Origin of the sequence: Exiguobacterium aurantiacum (assembly GCF_001766415.1) — a bacterium.
Classification (GTDB): Bacteria; Bacillota; Bacilli; order Exiguobacteriales; family Exiguobacteriaceae; genus Exiguobacterium; species Exiguobacterium aurantiacum_A.
This window is the reverse complement of sequence record NZ_MKXO01000002.1, coordinates 274,884-289,607: the sequence shown is the minus strand read 5'-3', so window position 1 is coordinate 289,607 and position 14,724 is coordinate 274,884. Positions and strand designations below refer to the sequence as shown.

Annotated in this window: 14 protein-coding genes; 12 read left to right on the top strand and 2 right to left on the bottom strand. The window is 52.8% G+C overall.

Features of this window, described 5'->3' with window-relative positions; all coding sequences use genetic code 11:
- The first annotated feature begins 33 nt into the window (after nucleotides 1-33).
- Nucleotides 34-186, top strand: a complete 153-nt coding sequence (locus BJU60_RS15240) for a hypothetical protein (protein ID WP_167615678.1) — start codon at nucleotides 34-36, stop codon at nucleotides 184-186.
- Between the two features lie 38 nt (nucleotides 187-224).
- On the opposite strand, the gene BJU60_RS07355 is transcribed toward BJU60_RS15240, so the two are convergent.
- Entirely contained in the window at nucleotides 225-1,145 is a 921-nt protein-coding gene (locus BJU60_RS07355) for an EAL domain-containing protein (protein ID WP_070328242.1), read from the bottom strand.
- A gap of 205 nt (nucleotides 1,146-1,350) precedes the next feature.
- On the opposite strand from BJU60_RS07355, the gene speE reads away from it, so the two are divergent.
- The 4 genes from speE to BJU60_RS07335 all read left to right on the top strand — a co-directional run bounded on the left by speE (nucleotide 1,351) and on the right by BJU60_RS07335 (nucleotide 4,588).
- Nucleotides 1,351-2,190 carry a spermidine synthase gene (gene speE / locus BJU60_RS07350; protein ID WP_070328241.1) on the top strand — a complete coding sequence of 280 codons (840 nt, stop codon included), beginning with the start codon at nucleotides 1,351-1,353 and terminating at the stop codon, nucleotides 2,188-2,190.
- On the top strand, nucleotides 2,187-3,068 hold the full coding sequence (speB, locus tag BJU60_RS07345) for an agmatinase (protein ID WP_070328240.1): 882 nt from the start codon (nucleotides 2,187-2,189) through the stop codon (nucleotides 3,066-3,068). The genes speE and speB overlap by 4 nt, the downstream gene beginning before the upstream one ends.
- A 2-nt stretch (nucleotides 3,069-3,070) precedes the next feature.
- Nucleotides 3,071-3,439 carry a DUF2294 domain-containing protein gene (locus BJU60_RS07340; RefSeq protein ID WP_070328239.1) on the top strand — a complete coding sequence of 123 codons (369 nt, stop codon included), beginning with the start codon at nucleotides 3,071-3,073 and terminating at the stop codon, nucleotides 3,437-3,439.
- A 198-nt stretch (nucleotides 3,440-3,637) separates the two neighbouring features.
- Nucleotides 3,638-4,588 carry a sodium-dependent bicarbonate transport family permease gene (locus BJU60_RS07335; protein ID WP_070328238.1) on the top strand — a complete coding sequence of 317 codons (951 nt, stop codon included), beginning with the start codon at nucleotides 3,638-3,640 and terminating at the stop codon, nucleotides 4,586-4,588.
- Between the two features lie 35 nt (nucleotides 4,589-4,623).
- On the opposite strand, the gene BJU60_RS07330 is transcribed toward BJU60_RS07335, so the two are convergent.
- Nucleotides 4,624-5,376: a homing endonuclease associated repeat-containing protein gene (locus BJU60_RS07330; protein ID WP_070328237.1), complete on the bottom strand. Its 753-nt coding sequence runs from the start codon at nucleotides 5,374-5,376 to the stop codon at nucleotides 4,624-4,626.
- Between the two features lie 448 nt (nucleotides 5,377-5,824).
- Between BJU60_RS07330 and BJU60_RS07325 the strand changes: the two genes are divergently transcribed.
- The 7 genes from BJU60_RS07325 to BJU60_RS07295 are packed head-to-tail and all read left to right on the top strand — an operon-like array spanning nucleotide 5,825 to nucleotide 14,688.
- Nucleotides 5,825-7,738, top strand: coding sequence for a polysaccharide biosynthesis protein (locus BJU60_RS07325; RefSeq protein ID WP_070328236.1), 1,914 nt, complete (start codon nucleotides 5,825-5,827; stop codon nucleotides 7,736-7,738).
- Nucleotides 7,735-8,763 carry an NAD-dependent epimerase gene (locus BJU60_RS07320; protein WP_070328235.1) on the top strand — a complete coding sequence of 343 codons (1,029 nt, stop codon included), beginning with the start codon at nucleotides 7,735-7,737 and terminating at the stop codon, nucleotides 8,761-8,763. Before BJU60_RS07325 ends, BJU60_RS07320 begins: the two co-directional genes overlap by 4 nt.
- The gene (locus BJU60_RS07315) at nucleotides 8,763-10,106 is read left to right on the top strand and encodes a phenylacetate--CoA ligase family protein (protein ID WP_083274054.1); all 1,344 of its coding nucleotides are present in this window, start codon (nucleotides 8,763-8,765) and stop codon (nucleotides 10,104-10,106) included. Before BJU60_RS07320 ends, BJU60_RS07315 begins: the two co-directional genes overlap by 1 nt.
- A gap of 24 nt (nucleotides 10,107-10,130) precedes the next feature.
- Nucleotides 10,131-11,498 carry a phenylacetate--CoA ligase family protein gene (locus tag BJU60_RS07310; protein WP_070328234.1) on the top strand — a complete coding sequence of 456 codons (1,368 nt, stop codon included), beginning with the start codon at nucleotides 10,131-10,133 and terminating at the stop codon, nucleotides 11,496-11,498.
- A gap of 10 nt (nucleotides 11,499-11,508) precedes the next feature.
- Entirely contained in the window at nucleotides 11,509-12,840 is a 1,332-nt protein-coding gene (locus BJU60_RS07305; protein WP_131464634.1) for a nucleotide sugar dehydrogenase, read from the top strand.
- Nucleotides 12,828-13,958, top strand: a complete 1,131-nt coding sequence (locus tag BJU60_RS07300; protein WP_070328232.1) for a glycosyltransferase family 4 protein — start codon at nucleotides 12,828-12,830, stop codon at nucleotides 13,956-13,958. Before BJU60_RS07305 ends, BJU60_RS07300 begins: the two co-directional genes overlap by 13 nt.
- A 28-nt stretch (nucleotides 13,959-13,986) precedes the next feature.
- Entirely contained in the window at nucleotides 13,987-14,688 is a 702-nt protein-coding gene (locus BJU60_RS07295; protein ID WP_070328231.1) for a hypothetical protein, read from the top strand.
- The last annotated feature ends 36 nt before the right edge of the window (nucleotides 14,689-14,724 follow it).

Sequence of the window (14,724 nt, the reverse complement as noted above, 5' to 3'; positions counted from 1 at the left end):
GTACGACAGAACTTTCAAAAAGGGGTGTGTTTGATGAAACGAAAAGGCACATTGGCTGCGTCGCTGCTGGCGACAGGCATCATTCTCGGCGCTTGCGGGGGAGCGGACGAGGAACCGATGAACAACGACGACACGGAAATGCAAGAAGACGATATGAATGAAGATACAGAAGAAGAGGACGATTGAAAACAAAGGCCTAGAGCGTTCGCTCTAGGCCTTTGTTTTCATAGTGCGTATGGAGACGGTTTGCCGAAGAAATAACCTTGGGCGAGATCATAACCGAGTTCGCGACAGACGTCGACCTCTTCGGCGCGTTCGATCCCTTCGGCGAGGATGGTGATGCCCATCGAGCGCGTCAATTGACGCACATTTTTCAAGAACGTACGTTTCTCGGCATCTTGGTCACAAAACGAAATATACGACCGATCGATTTTGACGTAATCGGGCTCGAGCCGCTGTAACATATCGAGCGTCGAGAAGCCGGCGCCGACATCGTCGAGTGCGACTTTCATACCACGTTTCTTATATGTGGCGAACACGTGCTGCAAATGAGCGACGTCCTGGACTTTCTCCGTCTCGACGACTTCAAAGATGAAGCGTTCGGCACTGAGCCCGTAGCGGTCGATGACTTCGAACGTGTGTTGCAGGCAGTAGTCAGGATTGTAGATCGTCGACGGCAAGAAGTTGATGAACGTCTTCTCGTGAGGCGCGACGGCGTGATACGTCGCTTTGATCGCCTCGGACCGGGCGCGTTGGTCGAGCTTCGAATGAAGTCCGAACCGGTTGGCGGCGCGGAACAGCTCCCCAGGCGAGATATTGTTCGGGCTGCGAAGGAGCGCCTCGTAACCGAACCGTTCACCTGTGTCGAGGTGGATGATCGGTTGCAGGTGACTTTCGAACTCCCCGTGTTGGATCAGCTCGATCGTGTCACGGTTGGCGATCTGTTCGAGCAAATCGACTGCTGGTAGAATCGGCGTTTGCTGTTTCGTGGCAGGGTTGACACAATATACATTGTCCTCGACCGAAGATAGCTTAGTCTTGAGTTCATCAAATGATTCGTATGGCTGAGGTTGGTCGTTGACGACCAACAAGCCCCGTTCAAAGAGCGGGATTGTCGTGGAGCAGGCCACGCAAGGAGACCACATAGGATCCCTCCTTTACTGTTATAAAATACATCTATATCCAGTTTATCGGCTAAACCTCATGGAAAAATCACACATCTGGACGAATAAATAAAAAAATCGTGCAAAATGCGGACAGTTTTTGTATACTTCCTATCGTATGAATAAGAAGCGCCTCAAAACGCCACTCGCATACGAACAACTTTTTGAACAGAAAGGGGTTCTATCGATGGACCAAAAATTAAAGTTATGGTTTACGGAGCACCAGACAGAAGATTACGGGATCACGTTCCGGGTTAACCACGTTTATGAGAGCGAACAAACGGAGTTTCAACGACTAGAGATGGTCGAAACGGACGAGTTCGGTACAATGTTGTTGCTTGACGGAATGGTCATGACGACGGATAAAGACGAATTCGTCTATCACGAGATGGTGGCGCACGTGCCACTGTTCACGCACCCTAACCCGAAACACGTTCTCGTGGTCGGCGGCGGCGACGGTGGAGTCATCCGTGAGATTATGAAACACCCAACAGTCGAGAAAGCGGTTCTTGTCGACATCGACGGGAAAGTCATTGAATATTCGAAGAAATACTTGCCAAATATTGCGGGTGAGCTCGATAACCCACGCGTCGAAGTCATCGTCGGCGACGGCTTCATGCATATCGCGAAGTCTGAGAACGAGTACGACGTCATCATGGTCGATTCGACTGAACCGGTCGGACCGGCAGCGAACTTGTTCACGAAAGGGTTCTACGCGGGAATCTCGAAAGCGCTCAAAGACGATGGAATTTTCGTCGCGCAGTCGGATAACCCGTGGTTCACACCAGAACTCATCCAAACGGTACAGCGTGACGTGAAAGAGATCTTCCCAATCACGAAGCTGTACACAGCCAACGTACCGACGTACCCGAGCGGCTTGTGGACGTTCACGATTGGCTCGAAGAAGTACGACCCGCTTCAAGTACCGGCTGAGCGGTTCCACGATATCGAGACGAAATACTACACGCCAGCGCTTCACTCGGCGGCGTTCGTACTTCCTAAATTCGTGGAGGACTTGACGAAATGATCAAACGATTCGATGAAGCCTACTCAGGGAAAGTATTTATCGCGAGCCTACCGGAAGTGACGGAAGCGAAGACGGTCCTTTACGGCATGCCGATGGACTGGACGGTCAGTTTCCGTCCGGGCTCACGTTTCGGTCCGAACCGCATCCGTGAAGTCTCGATCGGACTCGAAGAATACAGCCCGTACCTTGACGGGGACTTGAACGAAGCGGCCGTCTATGACGCAGGAGACATCCCGCTTCCGTTCGGCAACGCCCAAAAGTCGCTCGACATGATCGAGTCGTTCGTCAAAGACGTCATCAAAGAAGGGAAGTTCCCGCTCGGTATGGGTGGTGAACACCTCGTCACGTGGCCGGTCATCAAGGCGATGCATGACGCGTACGGGGACGACTTCGTCATCTTGCACCTCGACGCGCACACCGACCTTCGTGACGATTACGAAGGCGAGCCGCTCTCGCACTCGACACCGCTCAAAAAAGCGGCCAACTTGATTGGGCCGTCGAACTGCTACTCGTTCGGGATTCGTTCGGGGATGAAAGAAGAGTTCGACTGGGCAAAAGAAGTCGGCTACAACTTGTACAAGTATGAAGTGCTCGAACCGCTCAAGCGCGTCCTGCCGACGCTCGCCGGAAAAAAAGTGTACGTCACGATCGACATCGACGTCCTTGACCCGTCGGCCGCACCAGGAACCGGCACGCAAGAGATCGGCGGCATCACGACGAAAGAGTTGCTCGAGTCGGTCCATGCCATCGCCAACGCTGACCTCGATATCATCGGTGCCGACCTCGTCGAAGTGTCACCGGCTTATGATCAGTCAGACATGACGGCGATTGCCGCCGCGAAGATTCTTCGCGAGATGATGATCGGATTCGTGAAGTAACGATGAAGAAAAAAGGTCAGCTCGAGATGGAACTGAGCGCCCGGATCACCCAATGGGAGAAAGAGTATCTTGGACGCGGTTCATTAACGTGTAAGAGTGACCTGCTCCGCGACTTGGCCATCGTGACGCTGCAAGGCGTCTTGACCCCGGCCGAGTATGAACTCGCCGCGAAGTCGAGTGGTCGCGAACAGTTAAAGAAATACCGCAACAACCTCGTCGAATCCGGCCGGGTCCAACTCGAGACGATCATTCATGACGTGCTTGGGAGACGGCTCGTGTCGCTCCATACGGACATCAGCACGAAGACAGGCGAACGCCTCATCGTCTTTCGGTTGGATGCAGCGTGGGACGATGTGGTTGACAAGGCGTAATGACATTTTTACACTAGAAGCAGAGACGCGTCAGGATTGGTGGAGATGACCTACGGGAACTTTCCACCGCCGTCCTGAAACGGAGCTGTCAAAAACTACCCCGACAGTTGTCGGCTAGACGGAACGAACGTGTTCGAGCCGTCGGCATGCAGCGCACACCTTTCTTTGGTGTGCGCTTTTGTCGTCTAGGAGGAAACAATGGAACTATTGACGTTTTTATTGACGAGCGCCCCGGTGCTCCTGTTCGTGACGGGCGTGATTGCCGCCCTCGGAAAATCGAATTTAAGAATCCCAGAATCGCTCAGTGTGACGCTCAACATTTATCTGCTACTCGCCATCGGGTTAAAAGGCGGCATGGGGCTCGCCGCTGTCTCGCTTGACGAGCTTGCGGCACCGCTCGCCGTGACGCTCGTCCTCGGGATGGTTTTACCGCTCGTCGCTTTTGGACTCGGTCGTCTGCTCAAGTTCAGCTTTCACGAACGGATCGCCATGGCGGCGACGTTCGGTTCGGTCTCGCTCGTGACGTATGTCGCTGCGACCGCCCAGCTCGAGCGGCTCGGCATCAGCTATGAACCGTTCATGACGACGCTCGTCGTCGTCCTCGAGATTCCCGGTCTCGTCGTCGCGCTCTTACTGTACAACCAGACGCGTGTGCTCGGTATCACGGCCGCCCCAAGTCAGTCGTTCACCGTCATCCGGGACAGTATGCTTTCAAAGAGCATCCTCTTGCTCATCGCCGGCCTTGTCGTCGGATTCGTCACGCCGGACACGTCGGCGCTGACACCCTTTTTCGTCGATTTGTTCCCGGGCGTCTTACTCTTATTCTTACTGAGTCTTGGGGTCAAGGTCGGCCATCAGCTGAAAGACGTCCCGGCGTACGGCATGAAGTTTTTAATTGTCGGGACGATGTTCCCGCTCATCGGTGCCGTTGTCGGCTACTTTGCCGCCGGACTGGCCGGTTTGTCTGACGGGGGGACGATCTTGCTTATGACGCTCTCCGCAAGCGGCTCTTACATCGCGGCGCCGGCGATGCTCCAGGCGTCCGTCCCGGAAGCCGAGCCGTCGTTTTATTTGACGCTCGCCCTCGCCGTCACGTTCCCGTTCAATTTGCTCGTCGGTATCCCACTGTTCATCACGATCGTCACATGACAAAAGCGCCGTCTCTTGATGAGACGGCGCTTTTGTCATGTGATGACTTGCTGTTGTTCCATACATTTCAAAGCGGCGGTCCAGCTGCCGAACAAGGCGTTGATCGTCGACGTGCTCGGCACGTTTCGTCCTTCGGCCCATTTGCGGTAGTGAAGGATGCTGAAATGGTTTAATTCATCTTTAGCGACCCGGAGCGCCTCGATGACGTCCTCCTCGTCCCATTTCCGTTTCGGTGGGGCGATATCGAGGACGAACAAGGCGTAGCTCCAGGAGCCGTACTTCCGAGCAATCGTTGCCACGGTCGGATATCCCTTCTCTTGCGCCCAGACAGCATAGTGCTGTGAAGTGAGACGTGTTAGTTCGGAGGATGCCTCGATGAGTGCCTGAATGATGCGCTCCTCGTTATTGCGGGCCGTCGTCGTCTGCAATTTTGCTTCGCGCAGCGAGTTTGACCACGAGCCGAACCGACTGCTGATCAGCGTGAGCGACGGGGCTTGTGCGACTTTGGCCCACTCCCGATACGTTTGGCTCGTAAAGATGTCGAGCTCTTCGGCGGCCTCGTTTAACGCGGTTAAAATATCTTCGTCCGAATAATAGCGGTACATCATTTTGATTTCAGCGGCTTGAACGGCTTCGCGCCAGGAACCGAATTTGTAAATCACGGTCGAGAGGGAAGGAACGTCTTTGCTGCGGGCCCAGAGTGTGTATTGTTTCGTATCGAATTCTTTGAGTTCGTTCGCTGCTTGTTGTAGGCATGAGATGATTTGCTGCTCTGTCCATCTTTTCATCGTGATGTCTCTCCTTTTTAGAAGCGCTTGATTGCTTCAAAGGTCGTGGTGTGGTTGAACAGTGATGGTTTTCAAGGAAAGCTCAAACGGTCGAGGGCGCGACTACGGTTGACAAAGAACATAAATGACTCGTGACTGATAGTGTAAGCAAGTCGTGAAGAGGTCATGTGACGAGCATGCATGCTTACTTATTTCTAAATTCCCCTCCTTATTGACAATTTACACCTAATTCACAACTAATATACTTTCAATATTACCCATTTAGTGCGGAAATATTCACAAACAAAAAGAAATGGCCATCATACATTCGTAAAACTGTTTGATGGCTAAATTTCGTTGCTATGAAAAAGCTATGGTTTTCTTTCAGATTGTGAATCTCGAACGGGTACTAATCTAGCATCAGCGAATAATCCGTTTACATTCGGCAATCTTTAAAGGTGGTGACAGGATGACTATTCGATTCAATCATTATCCGATGGACCGAAAAAACACGATGCTTATGATGCTCGACGTGACGATTGCGGCTGCAGCCATCTTTCTCACGTTCAAACTGTTGTTCGCTCATGATACGACCGTCTCCGGCGACACGACGAAGTTGATGACGATTTTAGCGCTGAAGAGTACAGCTCTGCTCGTCCTAGGGTGGATGACACGCGTTTATCGGATTGACTGGCGTTACGGTTCGATGCGCGAGCTACAATTGCTCGCCCTCGTGTTGCTCACGAGCGATCTGCTCGTCCTCGGCGCTGCCCTCGTCGTTTTAAAAAGCGTGTCGTATCAAGCGCTGTTCGTCCAGAGCCTGCTCGCGTTCAACGGAATGTTGTTCATCCGAATCGTGGCGAGAACCCGTTCCTTCTTCCGCTTCCGGAACGAACCGCCGAGCGGGAAAGCGACACTCATCATCGGCGGTGGGGACTCAGGACAAAAGATCACGAAAGAGTTGAAAGAACATCGGACGAACGTGTTAAACGTCGTCGGTATTTTAGACGACAATCCGTTCCTGCAACGGCTCTATATCCACGGGACACCGGTCATTGGCCCGATTGATGCGCTCGAGCGAAAAATTGAAGAGCTCGGGATCGAAGTCGTTGTTCTCGCAATCCCGTCCCTGCCTTACAGCAAACGGCTGCAACTGCTCAAGCGAATCGAGAAGACGGGCGTCGAATCACACGCGTTACCGATGCTCTCAGAGCTTGCGTCCGGAAAAGTATCGATGAATGAGATCAGGGAAGTGGCAATCGAAGACTTGCTCGGACGAGAGCCGGTCCAACTCGACGTATCCGAGATCTCACATAAGCTAAAAGGCACGACCATTTTGATTTCAGGTGCTGGCGGATCGATTGGGTCTGAGCTATGCCGGCAGTTAATCAAATTCGAACCCGGTCGTCTCGTCTTGTTCGGGCATGGCGAGAACAGCATTTATTCGATTGACCGTGAACTTAAAGACTTACAAACAGAAACGGAGATTTGTCCGATCATTGGGGACGTCCAAGACCGGGCGCGGTTGATGGAAGTGTTCGAACAGTTCGAGCCTGAGATCGTCTATCATGCGGCGGCCCATAAACACGTCCCGCTCATGGAAGGGAACCCGAAAGAGGCCGTGAAGAACAACATCTATGGTACGAAAAATATGGTCGAAACCGCTGATTTGTTCAACGTCGAACGTTTCGTCATGATCTCGACAGACAAGGCGGTCAATCCGACGAACGTGATGGGCGCGACGAAACGGGTCGCCGAGATGATTGTTCAGCAACAAGCGCGTCATAGTGCGACGACGTTCTCGGTCGTTCGGTTCGGTAACGTCCTCGGCAGTCGCGGCTCGGTCGTCCCGTTGTTCAAAGAACAGATTGAACGCGGTGGTCCGATCACGGTGACACATCCCGAGATGACGCGTTACTTTATGACCATCCCCGAGGCGAGTCGGCTCGTCGTTCAAGCAAGTGTTCGCGCGAATGGCGGTGAGGTGTTCGTCCTTGATATGGGACAGCCGGTCAAAATCGTCGACTTGGCCCGACGGATGATCACGCTCAGCGGCTTCACGCTTGAGCAAATTTCGATTGAATACAGCGGAATCCGGCCGGGCGAGAAATTGTATGAGGAGCTGCTTGCCACGAGCGAACGCAGCGAAAATCAAGTGTACGACAAAATTTTTGTCGGCTGTACGCGACCGTTCAAATCGGTCGAACCAATTTTACGTACGATTGAACATCTGCTTGACCAACAAAGCGCATTGACGTCCTTCCTCTTGTTCGTCGCCAATAGCGAAATCCCGGAAGAAGTGATGGCAGATATGTTCGCGCCTCAGATCGAGCCCGTTCGGATTCGTTCGAGCGACCCCACTCAAAGGAGGAAGACGTTATGAAAAAGACTGTGCTCGTCACAGGTGTCGCAGGGTTCATCGGCTTTCATTTGGCGCGCCGGCTGTTGCGAGAAGGGCACCACGTCGTCGGCATTGATGAAGTGAATGATTACTACGATCCTCATTTGAAAGAGGCGCGTCTCTACGTCTTGACGCACCCGAACTTCAAACTGTATCGGGACTCGCTCGAGAACAAAATGGCCGTCACACGGGTGTTCGAGAAACGGAGTCCTGATATCGTCGTCAACTTGGCTGCGCAAGCAGGCGTCCGCTACAGTCTTGAAAATCCGGACGCTTATATCCAATCGAATATCGTCGGATTTTTAAACATCCTTGAGGCGTGCCGGAACTTCCCGGTCGAGCAATTGATTTATGCATCATCAAGTTCCGTGTACGGCTCGAACCAAAAGATGCCGTTCTCTGAACAGCATCCGGTCGATCATCCGCTCTCGTTATATGCGGCTTCGAAGAAAGCGAATGAACTGATGGCCCACACGTATAGCCATCTGTTCGGTCTAAAGACGACCGGACTACGATTTTTTAGCGTCTATGGACCGTGGGGAAGACCAGATATGGCGCTGTACAAATTCACAGAAGCCATCATTAAAGGTGAACCGATTGACGTCTATAACTATGGGCAAATGGCCCGTGACTTCACTTACGTCGACGACGTGATTGAGTCGATCGTCCGCTTGATGGACATTCAACCGTTCGCTGACGAAGAGTTTGACTATCACGACCCGCTCCCTGACCGAAGCGACGTCCCGTTCCGTGTTTACAACGTCGGGAATCATAGCCCCGTCCAGCTGATGGATTTTATTCGGATCATCGAGAAAAAACTCGGGAAGCGAGCAATCGTGAACGAACTCCCGCTGCAGCCGGGTGACGTACCGGAAAGTTTTGCCGATTCATCGGAATTGTATGGAGCGATTGATTTTCAACCACAGACCCCGATTGAACAAGGGGTGCATGAGTTTATCGATTGGTATATCACGTATCACCATGCATTGAAGGAGGGAATCGAGTGATGATGTCACTTCAAGACAAAATCTATGCCAACTCTCCGTTGCCGGTTCAAAACTGGCTTATCTCGCTATACGGGTTGAAGTTATACCATGAGCGTTACGGTCCCTATTACGAAAAAGAGTTGACCAAGCTTCGAAGTCGACGGCTCGTCGATCCGCAAACAGCTCAACTGAATCGGCTCAATCGGTTCCTTAAGTTTTGTCAGACGCATAATAGCTACTATCGGGACTTGTTTGACCGCCATCACGTGGAGCTACCGCTTCTGCAACTGAGCGATTTGAAACAAATTCCAGTGCTTGAGAAAGAGACACTCCGTACCGAACCGACTATTTTCTCGGATGTTAAAGCACCAATCGTCGGGTGTACGGGTGGAACGACCGGGACGGCACTCCAAGTCCGGTTCACGGTCGAAGATTACCAAGCCCGCATGGCCCATTTGGATTACTTTAAAGAGCAGCACGGCTTTACAAAAGGGATGAAACGAGCAAGTTTCACCGATCGGATGATTTGTCCGCGCGGCCAGGAAGAGCCGGTCTATTGGCGTTATAACGCTCCGATGAAACAGATGCTCTACTCGGTCGTTCACTTTCATCCGAAAACGATCCCGGCCTACGTCGAATCATTGAACGACTTTCAACCTGACGCCCTCGACGGTTCGCCGTCCGCGATGATCGAAGTCGCCAAGTATTTAAAAGACACGGATATGCGCTTAACGTTCAAGCCAATCGCCATCTTTCCGACGTCGGAAACGTTGTCGCCATGGGGACGCGCATTGCTCGAGGAAGTTTTTGACGCCCCGGTATACGACCAATACGCTTCTTCAGAAGGCGCACCGCTCGTCACCGAATGTCAGCATGGACGAATGCACCTCCATCCGGAGACCGGCATCATTGAGGCCGGAGAGAACGGAGACGTGCTCGTCACGAGCTTCACCACCCATGGCACGCCGCTCGTCCGTTATCGAATCGGAGACCGGATGACGCTCAGCGATGAGATGTGTCCGTGTGGCCAGACCGGTACGGTCATCTCGTCGATCGATGGTCGTCAAATGAATTACGTTGAGACACCGGAAGGTTATAAAGTGTTCGAAGGCGACTTGACGGCGACCGTCGCCGTGCTACCGAACTCGGTACTTCAAGTCCAAGTGCTCCAACATGAGATCGACCAGATTGAAATGTTGTATGTCAAAGATGAGGACCGGTTCGAAAACGAACATGAGACGATATTAAAGCAAGAAGTGGAACGACTGTTCACACCGAATATGCGAATCCGTCTTAAAAATGTGCCGGCCATCAAAAAAGAACCAAACGGAAAAATTCGGGTCGTGAAGCGACTTCACGTCTGACCCATACAAAAGGGGAGTTCAATCATGGCAATCTTCGCGTTGCGGGACGTATATTTTAAGGCGCCGATCCGCCTTCAAAACTGGATGACGTCACTTTATGGCTTGAAGTTGTCACAAGAGCGTTACGGGAAAGCGTACGAGCAGGAGCTTGCCGCACTACGCAACCGTCCGACGGATGACGCGGCCGTTCGAGCAGACCAGCTTCGACGACTCAATGACTTTTTAGCATTTTGCGAAGCGAACAATGACTATTACCGTCAGTTATTCGACGAGGCCGGCGTATCGCTCCCGCTCGACTCGATTGAAGATCTAAAACAGATTCCGATACTCGAGAAGGAAACGGTCCGCTCGACCCCGGCAATCTACTCGCACGTGAAGACAGACATTATCGGCAAGACAGGCGGGACGACCGGTGCGTCGCTCCAAGTGAAATTCACAGCGGAAGATTATCAGATCCGGATGGCCCATTTGGATTACTTTAAAGAACAACACGGCTTTAAAAAAGGGATGAAACGAGCCAGTTTCACGGGACGCGTCATTTGTGAACCGGATCAAGCGGAACCCGTGTTTTGGCGGTATAATCGTCCGATGAATCAACTACTGCTGTCGTTGTTCCATCTGACCGAGGAGAATATCCCGCACTATATCGCAGAACTGAATCGGTTCAAACCAAGCGTTCTCGATAGCGCCCCGTCCGCCATGATTGACCTGGCCTCATACATTAAAGCGCACAACATCAAACTCGACTTCCAACTGATCGCCTTGTTCCCGACGTCAGAGACAATCACGGCGTTTGGACGGTCGTTGCTTGAAGAAGCGTTCAACGCGCCCGTGTTCGACCAATACGCTTCTTCAGAAGGCGCACCGATTTTGAGCGAGTGCAGTCATGGACGGATGCACCTTCATCACGAGACGGGGGTCATCGAGCCTTACGGGGAGGACGGCGAAATTCTCGTCACGAGCTTTACGACCCACGGCACACCGCTCGTCCGCTACCGGATCGGGGACCGGATGAAGTTTGGGGAAGGGACTTGTCCGTGCGGTCAAGGCGGGACGTATGTCGAGTCGATCGAGGGACGGCAATCGAATTTCATCGTCACGCCAAAAGGACTCAAAGTCTATGAAGGGGATTTGACGACGATCGTCAGCGAGCTCCCGAACTCGGTCATTCAAGTCCAGTTTCGGCAGTTCGATTTGCATCACATCGAGATGCGCTACATCAAAGACCCAAATCGCTTTACCTCTTCGCATGAACAAGTGCTTCGACGGGGATTGAAAGAGCTCGTCGGAGACGGCGTCGAGATTACGTTGACGCCGGTCAAACAAATTCCTCGAGGCCCGAACGGAAAAGTCATCGTCGTCGAAAAGTTGATGAATCAAATTTCACAATAACTGGAGGCAGATGGACATGGACAAACTCATCTCAGAATCACGGACAGCACGAAGAACCATTGCCAATCGCCATATCGCCGTCGTCGGACTCGGGTACGTCGGTCTCCCGGTCGCGGTCGCGCTCGGAGAAGTCGGAGACGTCATCGGATTTGATATTAATGAGGCCCGCATCAACGAACTGAACGGTCATCTCGACAGCACGCGAGAAGTCGAGCGGGAATCGCTTGAAATCGCCTCAGTCGCATATACGACCGACGCATCACAGCTTGAAGAGGCGGATTTTATCATCATCGCCGTACCGACGCCGATCAACGAACAAAATCAGCCGGACCTCGGTCCGATCTGTAGCGCGACGCGAACCGTCGGCAAGCACCTACGGCCGGGGGCGATTGTCGTCTACGAGTCGACCGTTTACCCTGGACTGACGGAAGAAGAATGCATCCCGCTGCTCGAACGAGAGTCGGGTCTACGGGCCGGGATTGATTTTAAAGTCGGCTATTCGCCAGAGCGTATCAATCCAGGGGACCGGGTCAACACGTTCCGGACGATCAAGAAAGTCGTCGCCGCCGAGGATGAGGAGACGCTTGATATCGTCGCAGCCGTATATGAGACGGTCGTCGATGCCGGTGTGCATCGCGCTTCGTCCATCAAAGTCGCCGAAGCCGCGAAAGTGATCGAGAACACGCAGCGAGACTTGAACATCGCATTGATGAATGAGCTCGCGATCATCTTCGAGCGGATGAACATCGATACGCTTGAAGTGTTAGAAGCGGCCGGAACGAAATGGAACTTCCTGAACTTCCGGCCTGGGCTCGTCGGTGGCCATTGTATCGGGGTCGACCCGTTCTATTTGACGATGAAGTCTGAGATGCTCGGCTATCACCCTGAGGTCATTTTAGCCGGTCGGCGCATCAACGAGACGATGGGCAGCTTCATCGCCACGTCGCTCATTAAAACGATGATCCGTCAAAACATGCCGGTACTCGGCTCACGGGTCACCGTGCTCGGCATGTCGTTCAAAGAGAACGTCAGTGATATCCGTAATTCAAAAGTCGCGACACTCGTGCGGGAAATCGAGGAGTTCGGCCTTGAGGTGCAAGTGTACGACCCGCTCGTCCACCATGAGGAAGTCGAACAAGAATACGGGATCCAAGTAAAACCGTACCATGAGCTCAAGCCGGCGGAAGTCGTCATCTACGCCGTCTCACACGATGAATTCGTGAGTGCCGGTTGGAAAATCGCCGAACGTCAGTTGAAGATGGGACGAGGGATCGTCATGGATTTAAAAGGTATCTTAAACCGAGCGACGAAGCCAGAGGAGGTCCACTTATGGCGCCTTTAAAGATCCTTCAATTCTGCGCGGTCGACGTGACCGCTGACGTCCTGTTGCGTCCGCTCATCGAGTCGCTGAAAGCCGAAGGGCACCAAGTCGATGTCGCCTGTGCCTACGGTGACCGGACGGACCGGTTGCGGTCGGAAGGTTGGGTCATCCATACGCTGCCTATCGATCGCAAATTCCATCCGAAGCGGAACGTGCAGACGATTCAAGGGCTCGTTGCCTTGCTCAGACGGGAGAAGTATGACGCGATCCATGTCCATACGCCGGTTGCGGCCGCGCTCGGACGGGTTGCGGCCCGAATCGCCCGCACCCCACACATTCTGTACACGGCCCATGGCTTTTACTTCCATGAACGGATGAGCCGGGTCGCCTATGAACTCGTGTTTTGGCTCGAAAAATCGCTTGCCGCACTCGCGACCGACTGGCTGCTGCTCCAAAGTGAGGAAGATTATTCGCTCGCCAAGACCCGACAATTTAAAAGCGATGACCGTCTGCTTCATCTCGGGAACGGGATTGATTTGACTCGATTCCAACCGCTTGAAAAAACAGTTGACCCGAAGCAGTTAAAGTTTCTGTTCGTCGGTCGCCTCGTCAAAGAAAAGGGGATCCTCGATCTACTCGAGGCGTTTCAGGAAGTGTCTGCGCGTCATCCGGGAGCGACACTCACGATTGCCGGAGAGTTGCTGTCGAATGAGCGGGATCAAGAGACCGCCAAACTCGTTGAAGCTCACTTGGTAGACAATCCGAACGTTCATTACGTCGGATACGTCATAGACACCCCGTCTTTGTTCAACCGTCATGACGTCTTTCTGTTACCGTCTTATCGGGAAGGGCTCCCCCGTTCCATTTTAGAGGCGATGGCGTCAGGTCTTCCGGTCATCGCGACCAACATCCGCGGTTGTCGAGAAGAAGTCATTGACGGAGAGACGGGATACCTCGTCCCGGTGGCCTGTCCGCAAGCGCTCGCGGAGGCGATGGAGTCGTTCATCGAGCATTCAGATCGGATCGAATCATACGGTCGCCGAGGTCGCGAAGTCGTCGAGGAACGGTTCGATGAATCGAAAATTTTGACACGGCAAATCAATTTATTTGCGCAAATTAGCGCTCGTGAAGTGGGATGAGTCGTCGCATATAAAAGGGGGAGGCGGCATGGAAGAGAAACAAGTGATTCACCAGTTGAGGACGGCCGCCGATGACGGTCGTCTCACAATCCATATGTACCAGCAATGGCAACAAGCGAACGGCGGACCGACCGTACTCGAACTGTTAGAGGTGTATGGTTCGTGGGCGAACGTGCTGCGGCTCGTCGGGTTTGAAAACCAGATGCCGCGTTTCACGAAGTCGGAAATGTTGCGAACGCTTCGCCGGGCAGCGAAGGATCTTGGCTCGATCAGTAGTGCCGATTACCGAAAATGGGCGCATGACCATGATGCTCCGACGCTCACGGAAGTTGTCATCCAGTTTGGGTCTTGGAAGGTCGCATTGATTGAGGCCGATCTACTCGGGATGATGGCAAAAGACCAAAAGATTGAAATTATTCAAGCGTTGCTCGATGCGAGCGATGAAATCGAACCATTTAATTCAACGACGTATGCGAAATGGGCGAAAGCGAACCAACGTCCGAGTATCACAAAAGTCGTTCGGCGCTTCGGGTCTTGGACGCAAGCACTTGAAGAAATCGGATTGTCGACGCGTAAAGCGTTCACGGAACAAGATATTCTATCGGCGTTGAAAGAAGCGAGTGAGGATTTGGCCGTCCTCTCGCCATGGGGTTATGAAATATGGCAAAAAAAGACGGGAAAGGACCGGCGCTTAAAGATATCCAACAGATGTTCGGTTCTTTTGACATAGCACTTTCGGCGATGGGGCCAGAATTTACAGACCAGA